The organism is Fretibacterium sp., assembly GCF_057312375.1.
This window is the reverse complement of sequence record NZ_DBHLDX010000009.1, coordinates 20,008-36,760: the sequence shown is the minus strand read 5'-3', so window position 1 is coordinate 36,760 and position 16,753 is coordinate 20,008. Positions and strand designations below refer to the sequence as shown.

General features: G+C 63.6%; 14 protein-coding genes. 12 read left to right on the top strand and 2 right to left on the bottom strand.

Annotation, left to right across the window (positions count from 1 at the left end; genetic code table 11):
* Positions 1 to 57 precede the first annotated feature (57 nt).
* On the bottom strand, positions 58 to 603 hold the full coding sequence (locus ACO41U_RS02790; RefSeq protein WP_485941410.1) for a hypothetical protein: 546 nt from the start codon (positions 601 to 603) through the stop codon (positions 58 to 60).
* Complete coding sequence (locus tag ACO41U_RS02785; RefSeq protein ID WP_485941408.1) at positions 600 to 1,616, bottom strand: AAA family ATPase; 1,017 nt, start codon at positions 1,614 to 1,616, stop codon at positions 600 to 602. The genes ACO41U_RS02790 and ACO41U_RS02785 overlap by 4 nt, the downstream gene beginning before the upstream one ends.
* 480 nt (positions 1,617 to 2,096) lie before the next feature.
* On the opposite strand from ACO41U_RS02785, the gene ACO41U_RS02780 reads away from it, so the two are divergent.
* The 12 genes from ACO41U_RS02780 (at position 2,097) to tgt (ending at position 16,748) form a co-directional block, all read left to right on the top strand.
* Positions 2,097 to 4,733, top strand: a complete 2,637-nt coding sequence (locus ACO41U_RS02780) for a CBS domain-containing protein (protein ID WP_485941406.1) — start codon at positions 2,097 to 2,099, stop codon at positions 4,731 to 4,733.
* Between the two features lie 124 nt (positions 4,734 to 4,857).
* Entirely contained in the window at positions 4,858 to 5,484 is a 627-nt protein-coding gene (locus ACO41U_RS02775; protein ID WP_485941404.1) for a site-2 protease family protein, read from the top strand.
* 240 nt (positions 5,485 to 5,724) lie between these two features.
* Positions 5,725 to 6,921 carry a DUF3798 domain-containing protein gene (locus ACO41U_RS02770; protein ID WP_485941402.1) on the top strand — a complete coding sequence of 399 codons (1,197 nt, stop codon included), beginning with the start codon at positions 5,725 to 5,727 and terminating at the stop codon, positions 6,919 to 6,921.
* 178 nt (positions 6,922 to 7,099) lie between these two features.
* Entirely contained in the window at positions 7,100 to 7,660 is a 561-nt protein-coding gene (locus ACO41U_RS02765) for a ribosome maturation factor RimP (RefSeq protein ID WP_485941400.1), read from the top strand.
* Positions 7,660 to 8,754, top strand: coding sequence for a transcription termination factor NusA (gene nusA, locus ACO41U_RS02760; RefSeq protein WP_298780022.1), 1,095 nt, complete (start codon positions 7,660 to 7,662; stop codon positions 8,752 to 8,754). Before ACO41U_RS02765 ends, nusA begins: the two co-directional genes overlap by 1 nt.
* The gene (gene rnpM, locus ACO41U_RS02755) at positions 8,754 to 9,425 is read left to right on the top strand and encodes an RNase P modulator RnpM (RefSeq protein WP_298780020.1); all 672 of its coding nucleotides are present in this window, start codon (positions 8,754 to 8,756) and stop codon (positions 9,423 to 9,425) included. The genes nusA and rnpM overlap by 1 nt, the downstream gene beginning before the upstream one ends.
* Complete coding sequence (gene infB / locus ACO41U_RS02750; protein ID WP_366123125.1) at positions 9,370 to 11,490, top strand: translation initiation factor IF-2; 2,121 nt, start codon at positions 9,370 to 9,372, stop codon at positions 11,488 to 11,490. Before rnpM ends, infB begins: the two co-directional genes overlap by 56 nt.
* A gap of 45 nt (positions 11,491 to 11,535) precedes the next feature.
* On the top strand, positions 11,536 to 11,940 hold the full coding sequence (gene rbfA / locus ACO41U_RS02745) for a 30S ribosome-binding factor RbfA (protein ID WP_298780017.1): 405 nt from the start codon (positions 11,536 to 11,538) through the stop codon (positions 11,938 to 11,940).
* Positions 11,941 to 11,968: 28 nt separating this feature from the next.
* Positions 11,969 to 12,949 carry a DHH family phosphoesterase gene (locus tag ACO41U_RS02740; protein WP_485941396.1) on the top strand — a complete coding sequence of 327 codons (981 nt, stop codon included), beginning with the start codon at positions 11,969 to 11,971 and terminating at the stop codon, positions 12,947 to 12,949.
* The gene (gene ribF / locus ACO41U_RS02735) at positions 12,924 to 14,843 is read left to right on the top strand and encodes a riboflavin biosynthesis protein RibF (RefSeq protein WP_485941394.1); all 1,920 of its coding nucleotides are present in this window, start codon (positions 12,924 to 12,926) and stop codon (positions 14,841 to 14,843) included. The genes ACO41U_RS02740 and ribF overlap by 26 nt, the downstream gene beginning before the upstream one ends.
* A complete protein-coding gene (locus ACO41U_RS02730) occupies positions 14,837 to 15,619 on the top strand; it encodes a TatD family hydrolase (protein ID WP_485941392.1) in 783 nt (260 codons plus the stop codon). Before ribF ends, ACO41U_RS02730 begins: the two co-directional genes overlap by 7 nt.
* Complete coding sequence (tgt, locus tag ACO41U_RS02725; RefSeq protein ID WP_485941390.1) at positions 15,612 to 16,748, top strand: tRNA guanosine(34) transglycosylase Tgt; 1,137 nt, start codon at positions 15,612 to 15,614, stop codon at positions 16,746 to 16,748. The genes ACO41U_RS02730 and tgt overlap by 8 nt, the downstream gene beginning before the upstream one ends.
* Positions 16,749 to 16,753: the final 5 nt, after the last annotated feature.

Below are 16,753 nucleotides of genomic sequence, written 5' to 3'. Positions count from 1 at the left end.
GGTCCGGGCATTGAGCTGCAAGGTCATTTTTTGTTGTCGTTTGATGCCTTTTGTTTTTTAGGGTTGCCGGTCTGCCGAGATGAGCTGTCGCTTCGAGGCAAGTTCCTCGTTGAGGACGACGACGGAAGTCGGCGCAAAGCGCCAGGTTTTGACAACGGGGCGAAGGGACTGTCGTAGAGCATCCTGTATCGGCGACAGCCAGTCTTTTGGATGACCGTTGATTACAAGCACAAAACGCACGTCGAACTGGGATAAATCGAGCAATTCAAAGGGGCCTGGTAATTCTGCTCCAGCCTGTTGATGTCGCCCAAGGAGGGAGGCCAGGATCAGGGAGAGGGCATTGAGCCATTTTTCCCGGATTTCCATGATGAATTGACCGAAATCGGGATCGTTTTTCGGTCGGGGAGAGCTCGACTTAGCCTCCACCACCCAAAGCGTGGCGGGCCTGTCGCTGTCGGCGCGCAGCAACAGAAATTCCGCCATTTTTACCCCTTGCCGAATGTCTGTGTAGAGGGCACTTTTCTCAATGTGAAAACAGCGTTCGGAGGGGTAGGGGCCGAACGTCATCCCGGACTCGTCGATGGCAATGGTCCCGGGAGTCATCGGAGTGCCATGTCCACTTCTTCTTCGTAAAGCCGGATCGATTCGTTGATGATCGCATTGTCCGGCATCCCGCTCCTGAGGTCGTCCGCTGTCCAGTGCCCGTCCTCAGCCTGTGCCGAAAGCACGGGGATGGATAGTTTTCGTTCCTGGGCGATCAGGAAGAGCTTCTTGATGACGAAATAGGAATGGCTGGCCATAAAGAACTGGATTCCACGGCTCGCCAACGTCGCCACGATGTCGAGGAGTGCAGAAATCGCCGAGGGATGTAAGGCGGACTCCGGCTCATCGAAAAAGACGATTGCGTCAAGGTCAAGATAACGATTGCCAAGCAGCGTATCGAGAATGGCAATTTTCTTGATTCCCTCCGCTGTCACTCCAATGGAGAACCTCTGGCTTCCTTTTCTGAACTGCCAACGCCCCGAGGCCTCGTCATACTCAATGCGGCCGCCGAGGATGTGCTCCAGGTTTTGGCGCGAGGCGGCGAATTCGGGATAATTTCTGCCCCTTTGGGTGGATTGGCGCAGCGCCCTGGCGAGGTCCAGATAGGTGTCGTCAAAACCGAACACCTTGTCCTGTTCGCGGGACTTCAGGATGATCTGTTGCAGGGACAGAATTTCCTTTGCCGGAAGAAAGATGGAGTTGCTCGACCTTGGAGGAATTCCATTTTTCAACGAGGTAATCTGCTTGGTCGTCTCCCTGCCGAAGCTGTAGGAGAAATCCTCGTCGTTGAACCGCATGGCACAGGACAAGGATGCGGCTCCCTTTGCAACCAGATCGCCGATCTTGTCCGGCTGGAAGGTCCCATAAAGCTTTTCCACAAGGATCTCCGCCTCCGTTCTCCGGTCGTCGCCACGTTTATATTCTTCGATTGTCCGCATGGCACTGTACAGGACTTTCAGAAGAAAGGTTTTTCCGGAGCCATTGCCTCCGATCATCAAATTGATGGAGCCGAGCCCCGTCCATTCCAGGTGGAAAATCGGGCCGAAATTATCGAGTCTGATGCCATTTATCATAAAATAAACTGCCTCCGTTTGGGTGTGTTAAAGGCGGTTGTTGCCCTGCACGAGCGGCCTTTCGCCCCTGTTCTTACCCAATTTAAAGAATGAACTGAACTAGACCTCCATAATAATAGCATAGTATTGAGGGGCTGAATCCTCTCATCATCGACCAAAAATCCACAGGTGCAAAAGCCTTATCGAGGATTAAGTTCTTCATTAATGTATGGGGCAGCTGCTTTTGATCTGCACCCGCGCAGAAAACGTGTGAAGCCTGTCTTCGTCACATCCTCAAAGCTTTGCCTGTGGTTTGAGGCCTGATGTTTATCGGCGTCGGATGGTTGTGTTTCAAGGACACTCGTTGTTTGTACGTTATATAATAAGGTGCGCACCAATATCGGGGAAGGGGGGAAGTGAGGGGGGCGGAGAACGGGCCGTTTTGAAGGCGTCCCGCTCTTGTATGAGGATTTTGCGCTCTCCCGCTCACGTCGTGTCCTTATGTATCTGATAACAAGCCACCTCAACACGGACTTTGATTCGCTGGCCAGCATGATCGCCATCCAGAAGCTGTATCCCGACGCCGTGATCTGTCCGCCCGGCGCGATCGGCCGCAAGGTGAAGGACTTCCTGAACCACTACGGGCATCAGTGGAACCTGCTGAAGCCCAAGAAGGTCCCGCAGGACCAGGTGACGCTTATGGTCGTGGTGGACACGCGGGCGCGAAGCCGCATTGGGCCCTTCGCGGCCCTTGCGGGGCGTCAGGACGTCACCGTCCACTTGTACGACCACCATCCTCCGACGATGGACGACATCCCGGCGGAGAAGATGTGCTATGCCCCGATCGGGGCCACGGTAACGATGATCGTGGAACAGCTCGTCAAGGAGCGCAAGAGCATCTCGCCGGAGGAGGCGACGCTCTTTGCCCTGGGCATCTACGACGACACGGGCGCGTTGACCTACGAGTCCACGACGGAGCGCGACATCCTGGTCGTCGGCCGCCTGCGCGAGATGGGGGCCGACCTGTCCCGAACCCTGTCCCGCGCGGAGGTTTCCATGTCCGCGGCCGACCTTCACCTGCTGGATACGCTGGCTGAGAACGCCAGGGAGAGCTACATCAACGGAGCCAAGGTGCTGCTGACCTGGGCCAGGACGGAGGAGTACGTGGAGGGGCTCTCGCTCTTCGTGCACCGCCTGCGCGACTATTACGACTCTCAGGTCACCGTCTGCGTGGTGTGCAACGGGGGAAAAAAGGACAACGTCATCGTCAGGAGCTCGCCCGACATCCTGAACGTCAAGGACTTCCTCACGCCCTACGGCGGAAGCGGTCACCTTCAGGCGGGCTCTGCGACGGTGCTGGACCGCGACCCCCAGGAGCTCCTGGCGGAGATCGAGTCGAAGCTCCCTGCGCACATCCCGCAGCTGGTGGACGTGGGGAGCGTCATGACCTCTCCGGTGCTCGCCGTGTCGCCGGACGCCCGCGTCGACGAGGCCTACCGAACGATGCTGCGCTTCGGGCATCAGGCGCTGCCCGTGGCGAGCGCGGACGGCGAGGTGCTGGGCATCATGACCCGCAAGGACCTGGACAAGGCCCACATGCACGGCTTGGACCGCGCACAGATTCGAGACTTCATGACGGAGGGCGTCATCGGCATCACCTCAAAGGCGTCGCTGGATGAGGCGCACCGCCTCATGGCGACCTACAGCTTCGAGCGACTGCCCGTCATGGAGGGGGGCAAGCTCATCGGCATCCTGACGAGGGCGGACCTCCTTCGCGCTCTCTACCGCTCCTTCCAGCCGGCGACGGACCGCAGCGCGGGAAGCGGCTTCATGTGGATGGAGAGCGTGTCCGGGCTGATGGAGGCCTCCTTCAGCCCAACGGTGCTGAACCTCCTGCGCCGCATCGGCGCGAGGGCGGAGTCCCTGGGAATGAGGGCGTATCTGGTCGGCGGGACGGTTCGCGACATCCTGCTGGGCGTCCCGAACGTCGATATCGACGTGTCCGTCGAGGGCGACGCGGAGAAGCTCGTGACCTCCTGGGACGAACCGGGGTGTCGCGGCACGGTGCACGGCCGCTACAATACGGGGACGATCACCTTTCCGGACGGGGAAAAGGTAGACGTTGCCACGGCGCGGCGCGAGTTCTACGAGTACGCCGCGGCCCAGCCGACGGTGTCGAGCGACTCCCTGAAGCAGGACCTGGCCCGACGCGACTTCACGGTCAACGCGATGTCCATCTCCCTGAGCGAAGCCGACTGGGGTACGCTGGCGGACTACTTCGGCGGGAGGGCGGACCTGAAGGACGGCATCCTGAAGATCCTCCACAACCTGAGCTTCGTCGAGGACCCCTCGCGCATCCTGCGGGGCATCCGGCTGGAGCAACGGCTGGGCATGAGCTTTGAGGACAACACGATGCGCCTTCTGAGGAGTGCCCTGAAGGGCGGCCTCCTGGAGTGCCTTTCGACGCCCCGCATCCGCGCGGAGCTTGAGATCGACGCCAACGAGCCGCGCTTCAGAAAGATCGCGCTTCGGATGCAGGAGCTTGGCGTCTGGACGGCGCTCTTCCCCGGAATCAGGCTGGGGGAGACCCTTGAACGCAGGCTCCGCGTCATGGAGCACCTCCTGTCCTGGGCGCATCGCCTGGGCGTTGACTTTAAGGGGATGGGATGGCTTGTGGGAATGGCCGTCGTGCTGACGGAAACGCCGCCCAACGTCCGCTTTTCCGTGATGGACCGCATGAGCCTTACCCCGGCCGAGCGCCGCGAACTGACGCAGTGCTTTGAGGTCTGGCCGCAGGTGGAGCGCTTCTGCACGCTGAAGAAGACGCCCAAGAATTCGGAGGTCTACCTCTTCTTCGAAGGGTACGGCACCGTCCCGCTGGTCTATTGGATGACCTGCATGAAGTTCGCGAGGTCCCGCCGGCTCGTGGTGCAGCACCTCCTGTCCTGGGTCCCACTGCGGGGAGAGCTGACGGGGAACGACCTGAAGGCGATGGGTTTGAAGGGGCCGGAGATCGGGAAAGCGCTTCAGAATATCCGCCTGGCTCGCATGGACGGGCTCATCTCAACGCGAGATGGCGAAGCCGGCTTCGTGGCGAGCGTCGTCGCCGAAGGGCGCGGACGAGAGGACGCGGAATAGGCCTTCGACGTTTCCGTCGTTCTGCAGAGGCTTATTCCCCGAAGCCATATATATTGAACGGAGGTGCCGCTAGCGGCAGCGGTGGCTTTTGCTACTATCTTATAGCGTTGGGAAGTGAATTCGTTTGAGGTTGCTGGACGATCCCGTTAGCCTTTTGTTGTCGATTCCCGCCCTCCTGTGGGCGCTCTCCTTTCACGAGTTCTGTCACGGCTTTGCGGCCAAGATGGTGGGGGACCCCACGGCCGAGCGGCAAGGCAGGCTCTCTCTGAACCCACTGGCCCATTTCGACCTCGTGGGCACGTTGATGCTCTTGTTCGTGGGCTTTGGCTGGGCCAAGCCGGTGCCCGTCAATACGCGCTATTTCCGCCATCCGCGGCGGGACATCGTCATCGTCTCGCTGGCGGGCGTGGCGGGCAACCTGCTTACGGCAATCCTCACGGTGCTCTTTCTGCGCTTCTTCGGCAGGGCCTGGTTCGGCCTTGCCGGAGAGCCCGGGTTCGCCGTCCTGTGGCACATGATCCGAATCAACCTGGGTTTGGCGGCCTTCAACCTCATCCCGATCCCTCCCCTCGACGGCTCCAGGGTCATCGAGGCCTTTCTGCCCTACAAGTACCTGTACCACTACCGCTGGCTGGAGCAGTATGGGATGTTCATCCTGCTCGTCCTGGTGGCGTCGGGACTCATCAACCTCCTCTTCGACCCGATCTTCAGCGTCCTGTTGCGCTTGACCATGTGGCCCATCGGATCGTGATTTAGGTTTGGTTCAAACGGCCAATGGGCTGGGGGCGGGGCCTGCGGTGAATCGCTTTGCGGACCCCGCTTCCCGTCCTCTATTGGGCGTGCCTGAGCCGGTTGAATGTGTGAGCAAGGCGGCTTCGCTTCTCCCGCTGAGCAATCTTACGAGTCATCCTTGACAGGCGTGACGCTATGCTATAGGGTATGAGCATTGCATCAACTTGATGACATCTTCAAAGAGTGGAGGCGTTTCAAAATGAGGTCGAAATTCGTGTTGCTGAGCGTGCTTTTCTGTTCCGTATTCGTTTGGAATATTGAGGCAACGGCGGAGGTCCCCTTTCACATCGGGATCATGACGGGCACCGTATCTCAGTCGGAGGACGAGCTGCGGGGGGCCGAACTCTTGATTCAGAAGTACGGAAACGCGGCTGAGGGCGGGATGATCACCCACATCACGTACCCGGATCACTTCATGTCGGAGATGGAAACGACCATAGGACAACTGCTGGGGTTGGCGGACGACCCTCAGATGAAGGTCATCGTGGCCAACACGGCGGTGCCCGGGACGGCCGAGGCCTTCCGCCGCATACGCGAAAAGAGATCGGATATCCTCCTCTTCGCGGGGTCGGTGCAGGAAGATCCTGAGGTCATTACGACTGCGGCGGATCTGTCCCTCACCAAGGACAACATCAGCCGCGGCTATACGATCCCGCTCGGCGCAAAGAAGATGGGGGCGAAGACCTTCGTCCACATCTCCTTCCCCCGGCACATGAGTTACGAGCTGCTGGGGCGCCGTCGCGCCATCATGGAGGTGGCCTGCAAAGACCTTGGCCTCCAGTTTGTCTTTGAAACGGCGCCGGACCCGACGAGCGACGTGGGGGTGGCTGGCGCGCAGCAGTTCATCTTGGAAAACGTGCCCACATGGCTGGAAAAGTACGGCAAGGACACGGCGTTCTTCTGCACGAACGACGCGCACACGGAGCCGCTGCTCAAGCGCATCGCCGAGCTGGGCGGGTATTTTGTGGAGGCGGACAGCCCCTCGCCGCTGATGGGGTACCCCGGAGCCCTGGGCGTGGACCTGGCGCAGGAGAAGGGCGACTGGCCGGCGATCCTGAAGAAGGTCGAGGAGGCCGTTGTGAAGGCTGGTGGAGGGGAACGCATGGGGACCTGGGTGTATTCCTACGGATACACCACCAGCGCGGCGATGGCGGAGTTCGGCAAGCGCATCGTTGAGGGCAAGGCCAAACTGGACAGCATGAAGGACCTCATCGCCTGCTACGACGACCTGACCCCCGGGGCTAAGTGGAACGCCAGCTACTACACGGACGCGGGAACGGGCGTACGCAACAAAAAGATGGTGCTGGTGCGCCAGGATACCTACGTCTTTGGCAAGGGCTATCTGGGAGTGGCGGACGTCGAGGTCCCGGAGAAGTACTTTCAGATCAGCAGGTGACGTTTCGTTGGGGCAGGCGCTCACGTCGCCTCCTGCGGATTGGGGCGCGCCCCTTTTCCTTGCGTTTCTAATAGAAAGCATGTATACTATTCAATACTTCGATAAGTTTTTTACTTGAGGAGTGGGTTCGTGCCCGCTCCTCGTTTCTTGTCAGAGTATCGCTAGGGGAGGAAGGAGCGTGCTGCCGTTGGGTGAGGGGGAAAAGAACGAGGAAAAGAGCCTGATGTCCTCCGTGGCGGAGGTCGTCGAGCGGCTGGGGTATGAATGCGTCCACGTCGGGGTGAAGACGGACTCCGTCCGTTTGAGGCTGCAGGTCCTGATCGACTCCATGGGGGGGATCAACGTCCAGGATTGCGAGACGGTGTCCCGCGCCGTGAACCGCCTTCTCGACGAGAGGGACTTCACGGAGCTCAGCGGACGGTACTACCTTGAGGTCAGCTCCCCCGGCCTGGAGCGCCCCCTCTTCACGCCCGAACAGTACGGGCGGTTTCGGGGGAAAGAGGCTCGAATCAGGCTGAGCAACCCTGTGGAAGGACGGAAGACGCTGACGGGCTCCATCGTGGAGGCGACGGAGGAGCGCGTCGTCGTCTTCGTGGAGGAGGAGGAACGGGAGGTCGCGGTCCCGTTTCAGTGGATCAAAAGCGGCAATCTGGTCTATCGTGGACTGGAGCAGGAGGCGCCGCGGGGGAAGCGGAAGGGCGCGAAGCCGCCTGTCGAACATCGTGGGAGGGAGCTTTAATGCAGCTGGGGCGCGATTTTGTACAAGCGCTGAATCAAATTGCCGAAGAGCGAAACCTGGCGCCGGAGCTGATCGTTTCGAGCCTGGAGGCGGCCTTGATCTCGGCCTACAAGAAGTATCAGAGCGGCGACCAGAGGGTGGAGGTCCACGTCAACACCGAGACGGGCGACATCCTGATTGAGGAGCTGCGTACCGTCGTGGAGGAGCTTGAGTCGCCGGATACGGAGATCACGCTGGGGGATGCGAAGCGACTGGGCTTTGCGGATGCGTCCGTCGGGGACGAGCTGCACCTGGAGAAGGACCCCGGCCATTTCGGGCGCATCGCTGCGCAGACGGCGCGGCAGGTGATCATCCAGCGGCTGAAGGACGCCGAGCGGCAGGTCATCTACAGCGAGTTCTCCGACAAGGTCGGCGAGATGATGACGGGCACGATCGTCAAGGCCGAGAACGACCAGGTGCTGGCCCGCATCGGCGAGCGCACCGAGGCGATCCTTCCGCGCAAGGAGCGCATTCCGGGGGAGGAGTACGTCCCCGGCCAGACGATGAAGTTCTACGTGCTGGACGTCCGCCAGATGACGCGGGGGCCGAAGATCGTGATTTCCCGAACGCATCCGGGGCTCCTGCGCAAGCTGATGGAGCTTGAGATCCCGGAGGTCAGGGACGGGGTCATCGAGATCCGCAACATCGTTCGTGAGGGCGGCGGGCGCGCCAAGGTTTCGCTCTCCACGATGGATCAGAACGTGGACCCCGTGGGGGCCTGCGTCGGAGCCGGTGGCGCGCGCATCAAGGCCATCAGCCAGGAGCTGATGGGGGAGAAGGTGGACATCATCGTCTGGAGCAGCGACCCCCTGGCCTACATCCGCAACGCTCTCTCTCCGGCCCAGGTCGTGAAAGTGGAGCCGGTCCTGGATCAGGAGCACGCGGCCAAGGCCTACGTGGAGCCGGAGCAGCTGTCGCTCGCCATCGGGAAGGCGGGGCAGAACGTGAGGCTGGCCGCCCGCCTGACCGGGTGGAAGATCGACATCAACGCCCTGCAGGCGGAGCGCATGCCGACGCTGCAGGACATCTTCCACGAGGTCGCGGAGGCGGACTAGTGACCGCGACTCGACAGAGGCCGCGCACGTGCGTCGCCTGCCGCACGGAGGCGCCGAAGAGGGCACTGGTCCGCATCGCCCGCACGCCGGACGGCAGGGCGGTGCTGGACGTCACGGGCAAGCTGCCGGGACGGGGAGCCTACCTGTGCCTCAACCTGGAGTGCCTGAGGAGGGCCAGGAGGACGGGGGCCCTTTCCCGCGCCCTGAAGGCGGCGCTGTCGGACGAATGTTGGGCGGACCTGGAGCGCTGCATCGCCTCCTATGCGTCGGAGCGCGGTCCGGAGGAACGCATGAAGGAGCTTCGCTCGCTTTTGGGGCTTTCCCGCCGCGCGGGGCAGATACTGGTGGGGAGAGATGACGTCCATGCCCACGCCGGGCGCCCCCTCCTGCTCTTGACGGCGCAGGATGCGTCGGGATCGGTGAGATCGTTCGCGGAAGGACTCGCGGCCTCGTCCATGGAGCGGGGCGGCGGTCATGAGCATCGGGTGCTGCCCTTGGGCGGGGAGAGGCTTTCAACGGCTCTGGGAGCCGGGAACGTGCAGATTATAGCCCTGCCGGCCCGAAGCGGGCTGGCGGACAAGATCAGGGCTTTGCTTGGAGAAGGGGGAGACGCCCTTGAACAACAAGATACGGGTTTACGAACTGGCGAAGAAGCTGAACAGGAGCAATAAGGAACTGATGGCGGTTTTGGAACAGCTTGGAATTCAGATCAAGACGCATATGAGCTCCATCACCAACGAGGAGGCTCAGATGGTGGAGTCCCTTCTGGCCGAGGCGGAGAAGAAGAAAAAGCCGTCGCCGGGTGCCGGGAAGGCAACGGCAGATGGGAAATCCGCACCACAGGCGAAAACGGAGGAGGCGAAAAAGACGGCTCCCAAGGAGAAGCCGGCGGCGCCCAAGGTGGATGCCAAGGGGTCCGAGGAGGCTCCGGAGAAGGGACGGCGCGTTGAGATTCACGCCGGGGACGCGATCAAGTCGGCGGCGCAGGCCATGGGCGTATCGAGCGCCGACGCGGTGAAGGCGCTGATGGATTCGGGGATGATGCTCTCCGCCATGACGGCCGTCAACGACGCGGTTTTGGCGGTCTTCTCGAAAAAGTTCGGCGTGCAGTTCGAGGTGCTCCCCGCCGTGAAGAAGGCCGAGGCGGTCTTTCACGAGAAGAAGGCGGGGAAGGGCGCCAAAAAGCACGGCGCGGCGGACGCTGCGGCCCGGAAGCCAGGGGTCCTGACGGCCCGCCCCCCCATCGTGACCGTGATGGGGCACGTCGATCACGGCAAGACGACGCTTCTCGACTCCATTCGCCATTCAAACGTCACGGCGCAGGAGGCGGGCGGCATCACGCAGCACATCGGCGCTTACGTTGTCACGCACGAGGGCAGGCCCATCGTCTTTCTGGACACGCCGGGGCACGAGGCCTTCACGGCCATGCGCGCGCGGGGCGCGAACGTGACGGATATCGTCATCCTGGTCATTGGGGCGGACGACGGGGTCATGCCCCAGACGAAGGAGGCCATCAACCACATCAAGGCGGCCCACGTGCCGCTGGTGGTCGCCATCAACAAGGTGGATAAGCCGACGGCCAACCCGGATCGGGTACGTCAGCAGCTCACGGAGCAGGAGGTCTTCCTCGAAGGCTGGGGCGGCGAGGTTGGGGCCGTCGAGGTTTCGGCCAAGACGGGGAAGGGCATCCCGGAGCTGCTGGAGCGCGTCCTGCTGGAGGCGGAGATGCAGGAGCTCAAGGGGGACGCCGGCGCATCGCCTGAGGGCGTCGTGATCGAGGCGGAGCTGGACAAGGGGAAGGGCCCCGTCGCTACGGTCATCGTCCAGAAGGGGACGCTGCAGTTGGGAGATATCGTCCTGTTCGGCACGGCCTGGGGCAAGATACGCGCGCTCTTCGACTGGGCGGGGAAGCCCACCAAGAAGGTCGGGCCCAGTATGCCGGCGGAGATACTTGGCCTTGACGAGGTCCCGCAGCCCGGTGAAACCTTCACCGTCGTGGGAAGCGAGCGCGAAGCGCGCGCGATGATGGCCGAGGCCCGCGCCCGGGAGCGGGACGAGGGGACGACGACGGCCAGGCGTACCTCCCTGGACGACCTCTACTCGCAGCTTAAGGAGGGAGAGCTTCCGCAGCTCAACCTCGTGGTCAAGTGCGACGTACAGGGCTCGCTGGAGGCCCTCTGCGCCTCTCTGGAGAAGCTGGCCACGAACGAGGTGGGCGTTTCCATCATCCATCGAGGAGTGGGGCGCATCGCCGAGTCCGACGTCATGCTGGCCTCCACCTCGAACGCCGTCATCGTGGGCTTCAACGTCCGTCCCGACGCCAACGCAAAGCGCGCGGCGGAGGTGGATGGGGTTGAGATCCGCACCTACAGCGTCATCTACGACGCCATCGATGACGTGAAGGCGGCCATGTCCGGCCTCCTGAAGCCCGTCCTCCGCGAGGAGTCCCTGGGCGAGGTGGAGATTCGGGAAACGTTCAAGGTGCCGAAGGCGGGCAAGATCGCGGGCTGCCACGTCATGCAGGGCCTCATTCGCCGCACGGCGCGGGTCCGACTTGTCCGGGACGGCGTCGTCCTGTGGGACGGAAGGATCGCCACGCTGCGCCACTTCAAGGACGAGGCGAGGGAGGTCAAGGCGGGTATGGACTGCGGCGTGGCCCTTGAGGGGTATCAGGACTTCCTGGTGGGCGACCTGCTGGAGGTCTACGACGTCGTCGAGGAGAAGCGCAGCCTCTAAGGCGCGTTCGGATTTTAGATTGAGCCCGCGGGAGGAGGAACGGGTTTGGGTACTTTTCGTATGGCAAGGATCAACAAGCAGCTTCAACGGGAGATATCCCTCCTTCTTGAGAGCCGGATCAAGAAGGAGACGGTGAAGGATGCGATCATCACCGGCGTGGACTGCAGCCGGGACCTCGACGTCGCAAAGGTCTTTTTCACCGCCCTGACCCCGGAGCGGAGGGGGGAACTCCGCGAGGAGTTGGCGAGCGTCCGGGGCGCGCTTCGGACGCTCCTCGGACAGGTGCTGAAGCTGCGCCGAATCCCCTCCCTCGACTTCGTCCCCGATGAGAGCGCGGACTACGGCGAGCGCATCGACGGCATCCTGAATCGCCTGGGTATGGATTCCGCTCGCGCCGATGCCCAGGAGCCTGATGTGACGGAAGAAGGGGCGGGTGAGTCCAATGATTGAAGGCCCCTCCTTGGAGGAAATACGCCGGGTGTCCGACCTCCTGACGGAGGCCCCTTCCTGGACGCTCTTTACCCACCAGAAAGCGGACGGCGACGCCCTGGGCTCCCTCACTGCGCTCTTTGGCGCGGGGATGCTCCAGGGGAAGCGCATCCGCTGGATGGGGCTTGACAAGACCGTCACCCCCGCCTATCGCTTCCTCGACCACACGGAGAACTATGCGCTGTGCCCCGTCCCCTTCAGCTTCAGCGACCCGGAGGAGCTCTACGTCTTTCTGGACTGCGCCAACGTGGAGCGGAGCGTCAAGGACTTCACGGCACCGGCCCCCGGAGTGCGGGTGCTCAACATCGACCACCACGAGGACAACACCCTGTTCGGCACGACGAATTGTGTCGATCCCGGAAGCTCCTCAACGTCCGAGCTGGTGTTCCGCATCCTGAGGGCGGGAGGGTGGCCGTTGTCGCGGGGCATCGCCCAGAGCCTTTACGTCGGGATATGGACGGACAGCGGCGGGTTCACCTTCTCCAACACGTCCCCTGAAACGCACCGGCTGGTGGCGGAGCTCATCGAACTCGGCGTGGAGCCGGACGTCGTTGACGACGAGATCAACCAGACGCGCACGCCGGCGGGGGTCGCCCTGTGGGGGCGTGCCTTTTCTCACGTCCGGGTGTTTGGACCGGGGAACGTCTTCGCCCTGGGATGGCTGGGGCCTGAGGACTTCAAGGCGGTTGGCGCCGAGGCGTCGGACACGGAGGGGCTCCCCGGCAGCCTGATGAAGATCCACGGGGTCCGCCTGGCCGTGTTCCTGACGGAGCTGAGCCCGGCACAGATCAAGGCGAGCTTTCGATCCCGTGGTGGGATATTTCCCGCGGCGGAGGTCGCCCGCTCCTTTGGAGGCGGCGGCCATCCCCGCGCGGCCGGGGCGACGTTGACCGGCGACCTTGCGGGCTACCTTGAAACGATCCCGAAGCTTTTGGAAGATCGCTATGCTGAGTGGGATTCTGCTGATTGACAAGCCCCTGGGGATGCGGAGCGCGACCTGCGTGGGGCGCCTGCGTGGCCTCCTCGGGAAGGGGACGCGCGTGGGGCACGCGGGGACGCTGGACTCCACGGCGTCGGGGCTCCTCGTCCTTCTGGTCGGCGTGGCCACCCGCGCCTCGGACTACGTCATGATGCTGCCCAAGCTCTATCGTGCCCGGGTGCGCCTGGGCACGGCTACGGATACCTGCGACTACTCAGGCGGAGTCCTTTATCAGGGCGACGCGAGCCGTGTGTCGGCCGGGGACGTTGACCGGGTCCTCCTCTCCTTCCTCGGATGGCGCATGCAGCGTCCGCCCGAGATCTCCGCGCTGAAGCTGGGGGGGCGCCCCTCCCACAGGCTGGCGCGCGCGGGGCTGGACGTCCCCCTCCAGCCCAGGGCCGTGTTTGTCCGGTCCATTCGTCGGACGTCGACCCTTGAGGCGGGGTGCTTCGACGTGGAGGTCCTCTGCGGCAAGGGGACCTACGTCCGGAGCATCGCGAGGGACATCGGGGATCGACTGGGCTGTGGGGCCTGCATCGACTCTCTGAGGCGCCTGTCCACGGGAGGCTTCCACGTGGACGCGGCCCTGTCGCCGGACCGCGCGGAGGTCCTGCTGCGCGAGGGCCGCCTGAAGCTTCAGCCCCTGAGCACCGTGTCCCGCCTGTTTCATCGCGTCGAGCTGTCCGGGGCTGCTGAGGCGACGCTGCTGCATGGCCTTCCCGTCCCGCTGGCCGAGGCGGGCCGCTACGTCCCGGGGCCGGTCCCTCCGGACCAGGCGTTCTGCGCTGAGGGCCGAGGGGTCTTGAGCTTCGTGGACCGGCGGGACGAGGGCGACGGGACGATGCTGCGGCCCCGCGCGAACGTCCTGCTTCAGGACGGAGCGGAACACCCCGGTGCCGAGCGGGGCCTGATCCTTGCTATCGGGGCGTTCGACGGGTTTCACCGGGGGCACGCGCGGCTTTTGGAGCGGGCGAGAGACCTCGCAGCCCTCTTGAACGAGGATTGGGGTGCCGTGACCTTTGAGCCTCACCCGGGGGTCTTTCTGGGGAAGCTCGACGCAACGCTCTTCACCCTCCGCGAACGGGAGCTGGTCCGTCGCGTCCTGCGGGTCCCCCGCCTCCTTGTCCTGAACTTCGACGAGGAGGTTCGGGACCTTTCGCCCGACGACTTCTGGCGTCGGCTGCGGAAGACGTTCCCCGTGGGCGGGGTGGTGGTGGGGCGCAACTTCCGCTTTGGCCGCGGGCAGGAGGGCACGGCGGAAGCGTTGCTCTCCCTCTGTCGGGACGATGGGCTTCCCGCGGAGGCCGTGGAGCTCCTGACCTGCGACGGGCTTCGCCTCTCCAGCACAGAGGTACGCCGCGCCGTCATGGAGGGGGATGCGGCGCTGGCCGAGAAAGTCCTGGGCTTCCCCTGGTTCTTCTGGGGGACGGTGGTCCACGGCGACCGGCGCGGGCACGAGTTGGGCTTCCCGACGGCGAACGTAGACCTCTCAAAGGCGCTGACCCGTCCTGGCGCGGGCGTCTACGCCGCCCTTATCCCCATCGACGGGCACTGGCACTGCGGGGCGCTCTCGGTGGGTGAGAACCCCACCTTTGGGGACGTTCCGGAGATGAGGGCGGAGGTTTTTGTCCTCGACTTCGAGGGCGACCTCTACGGGAGGGACCTGCCCGTATTTCTGATCCGGCGGCTGCGCCCCATGGTCCGCTTCCCCAACGCGCAGGCGCTGGCGGCGCAGATCGCGCAGGACGTCGAGCGCTGCCGCGAGGCGGGGCGCGAGGAGCTCGCCGGGCACGCTTCGCTCTATGCCGCCTTCGCCGAATCCCTGGCGGCCATGGAGGCGGAGGGCGCCTTTGAGCCGAGGACCTGGAGGCTTGCCGAATGTTGATCGATTCCCATTGTCACCCGAACTCCGACGAGCTGCGGAAGGACGCTGAGGCGCTGATGGAGCGGGCCGCCTCCGCGGGCGTGGGGCGGATGCTGATCGTGGGCTGCGACCTGGAGGACAGCCGTGAGGCGGTCCGGATGGCCCATCGATTTGAAGGCTACGGGGCCTGGGCTGCCGTCGGAATCCACCCTCATGAGGCCTCCCGCTACGCGGAGGCCCTTCCGGAGGAGCTGCTGCAGATGGCGGAGGACTGCCGCACTCTGGCCCTTGGGGAGATGGGGCTGGACTACCACTACGACCTTTCGCCCCGAAAGGTGCAGCGAGAGGTCTTTCAGCGGCAGCTCGCCTGGGCCGAAGGGGTGGGGATGCCCGTGGTCCTGCACGTCCGCGAGGCCATGGAGGACGCCCTGGCGATCCTCGGAGATTTTCGGGGCCTCAAACTGCTCTTTCACTGTTACGACGGCGGGCTGAAGTCCCTTGACGAGGTGCTGAGCCTGGGAGCGCTCTGTGCCCTGGGCGGCGCCGTGACGTGGAAGAGGAGCGTGGAGCTTCGCGAGGTGGCGCGCCTCATCCCGGCCGATCGCCTCCTTGCGGAAACGGACTGCCCTTGGATGGCGCCCGTCCCCTTTCGGGGGCGGCTCAACGAGCCGGCCTACGTGCGCTACGTCTACGAGGCGTTGGCGGAGGTGCGGGGCGTGCCGCTGGAGGAGCTCTCGGGCCAGATTGCGCGCAACGCGGACGGGTTCTTCGGCTGGGGGAGGGAAGCGCATGTTTGAGTTCAAGGTCCTTGCCGTCTGCCCGCAGACCGGCGCCAGGGCGGGGGAGTTGACCACGCCCCACGGCGTGATCCGGACGCCGGTCTTCATGCCGGTGGGCACTCAGGCTACGGTGAAGGCCATGGCGCCCTGGGAGCTGGAGGAGATCGGTGCCCAGATCGTCCTTGGGAACACCTACCACCTCTACCTCAGGCCTGGCGCGGAGCTGGTGGCGGAAGCAGGCGGGCTGCATCGCTTCATGAGCTGGGACCACCCCATCCTGACGGACAGCGGCGGATTTCAGGTCTTTTCTCTGGCGGACCTCAACAGGGTGACGGATGAGGCGGTGGTGTGCCGGTCGCACCTGGACGGCTCAAAGCACGTGATGTCGCCTGAGTGGTCCATGCGCGTCCAGGAGCTTTTGGGCAGCGACGTCGCCATGTGCTTCGACCAGTGCGGTCCCTTCCCCGCGGACCACGCTCAGGCCGAGACCGCTCTCGCCCGCACCACGCTCTGGGCCCGCCGGTCGCAGAAGGCACACAGTCGGGAGGATCAGGCGCTCTTCGGCATCGTGCAGGGGTCCGTCTACGATGACCTTCGGCTCCGCAGCGCGGAGGAGATCGTGGAGCTGGGCTTCCCTGGCTTTGGCATCGGAGGGCTGTCCGTCGGTGAGCCCCATGAGGTGATGTACCACGTTCTGGACCTGCTGAACGGCGTCATGCCGCGGGATAAACCCCGCTACCTCATGGGGGTGGGCTACCCCTCCAACGTCGTCGAGGGCATCGCCCGCGGGGTGGACATGTTCGACTGTGTCCTTCCCACGCGGAACGGGCGCAACGGGACGCTCTTTACGTCCTTTGGACGTGTTAATATTAAGGGGAAGCAGTACGAGCACGATTTCGGTCCGGTCGATCCGGAGTGCGGCTGCCACCTCTGCCGCGGTTTTTCTCGCGCGTACCTGAGGCACCTTTATCACTGCGGCGAAATTCTGGCGGCCCGTCTGTGTACGCTGCACAACTTGAGCTTCACGCTGAACCTCGCTGCCAGGGCCAGGGAGGCCATCCTCAACGGGACCTTCCCGGCGTTTCGCGCCGAGTTCAACGCGAAGTTTGTGGACGGACCGGCAAGGGACGCCGGAGGGGAGCGCTGACTGCG